We start from the raw sequence: 1,699 nt of genomic DNA, 5'->3' as shown, positions 1-1,699 counted from the left end.
TGCGGCCCGAGGCCGTGTCGGTGGGCCTGCGCGAGATCGACCGCCCCGAGACCGGCGACGCCGCACTGGCCGACTTCTTCGGCTGGCTGGTGCGTGAACGGGTGATGACGCAGGTGATCCTGTACGACGTGGCCGACCTGCGCCGCTGGCAGGCGCTGCGCAGCGCCGGCACGGTGCCCGATGGGCCGTGGTTTCTGCTGTTCGTGCTGGGGCGCTACAGCGCGGGGCAGACCTCTTCGCCGCACGACCTGCTGCCCTTCGTGCAGGCCCACACCGGGGCCGAGCCCTGGGCCATGTGTGCCTTCGGCGCCACCGAGCATGCCTGCGCGGTGACGGCCGCCGCGCTGGGCGGCCATGTGCGCGTTGGCTTCGAGAACAACCTGCTGCTCAAGGACGGCTGGCCCGCCGCTGACAACGCGGCGTTGGTGGCCCAGGCCGCCGAGGCCGCCCGCTGCCTGGGCCGGCCGCTGGCCACCGCCGAGCAGTTGCGTGAGCGCTTCACGCCGGCCTGAGCCCCGCCTTCCCATCCCGCCACCGCCAGACCCATAAGAACGGAGACATCGATGACCGCACGCTCCCACTGCCAGACCCTGCGCCGCCGCTTGCTGGGCATGGCCGCCACCGCCCTGTGCCTGCTGCCGTTTGCCGCCACGGCGCAAGGCGGCCACTGGCCCAGCGGGCCCATCCGCTTCGTGGTGCCGTACCCGCCGGGCGGCCCCACCGACCTGATGGCGCGGCTGCTGCAGCCCGAGCTGCAGACCCGGCTGGGCGCCACCGTCATCATCGACAACAAGGGCGGGGCCGGCGGCAACGTGGGCAGCGCCGAAGTGGCGCGCCAGGCGCCGGCCGATGGGCAGACGCTGTTGCTCGCTGCCAGCGGCCCGATGGCGGTGAACGCCAGCCTGTTCCGCTCCATGCCCTTCAATGCGCTGACCGACCTGCAGCCGGTGATCCAGATCTCGTCCTTCCCGCTGGTGCTGGAAACCCATCCGTCGATGGGCATCCGCAACGTCAAGGACTTCATCGCCCGCGTGCGCAAGGAGCCGGGCGCCATCACCTTTGCCTCGGCCGGCAACGGCACGCCGCAGCACCTGGCCGGCGAGATCTTCGGCAAGGCGGTGGGCGCCAAGCTCACCCATGTGCCCTACCGCGGCGCCGGCCCGGCGCTCAACGACGTGGTGGGCGGCCAGGTGCCGGTGATGTTCGACATCCTGGCCAGCTCGCTGCAGCATGTGCAGGCCGGCAAGCTGGTGCCGCTGGCCGTGACCTCCGCCACGCGCAGCCCGGCGCTGCCCAACGTGCCCACGCTGGCCGAAGCCGGCCTGCCGGGTGTCGAGCTGACGGCCTGGCACGGCATCGCGGTGCGCACCGGCACGCCGCAGCCCATCGTCGACAAGCTCAATGCCACGCTCAACGCCATCTTTGCCGACCCCGCCTTCAAGAAGAAGTGGGAGGCTTTGGGCACGCCGGTGGTGGGCGGCACGCCCGAGCAGTTCGGTGGGCTGATCCGCACCGAGAGCGTTCGCCTGGGCCGCGTGGTGCGAGAGTCCGGCGCCACGGCCGAGTGAGCCTGAACGACTCTTTCGGGTAGTGCAGATCTACCCCGGCGGGGCTGGTGCGGCGCCCCCCGCGTGGCGAACATGCCGCCATGCCCACCGCCCTTGATACAGACCATCCGACCCCGCCCGCCCCGGCGGCG

2 protein-coding genes are annotated in these 1,699 nt (G+C 72.1%); both read left to right on the top strand.

Annotated elements, in window-relative coordinates; genetic code table 11:
- Nucleotides 1-512: 3-keto-5-aminohexanoate cleavage protein (locus ABNT58_RS23710; RefSeq protein WP_348755862.1), on the top strand; the 512-nt coding region annotated here is incomplete at its 5' end.
- A gap of 99 nt (nt 513-611) precedes the next feature.
- Nucleotides 612-1,568, top strand: coding sequence for a tripartite tricarboxylate transporter substrate binding protein (locus ABNT58_RS23705; RefSeq protein WP_348755863.1), 957 nt, complete (start codon nt 612-614; stop codon nt 1,566-1,568).
- Nucleotides 1,569-1,699: the final 131 nt, after the last annotated feature.

The sequence above is a fragment of the uncultured Aquincola sp. genome (assembly GCF_964001545.1).
Taxonomy (GTDB): domain Bacteria; phylum Pseudomonadota; class Gammaproteobacteria; order Burkholderiales; family Burkholderiaceae_C; genus Aquincola.
Note: the sequence above shows the minus strand (reverse complement) of the source record. Positions and strands in the feature narration are given on the sequence as shown.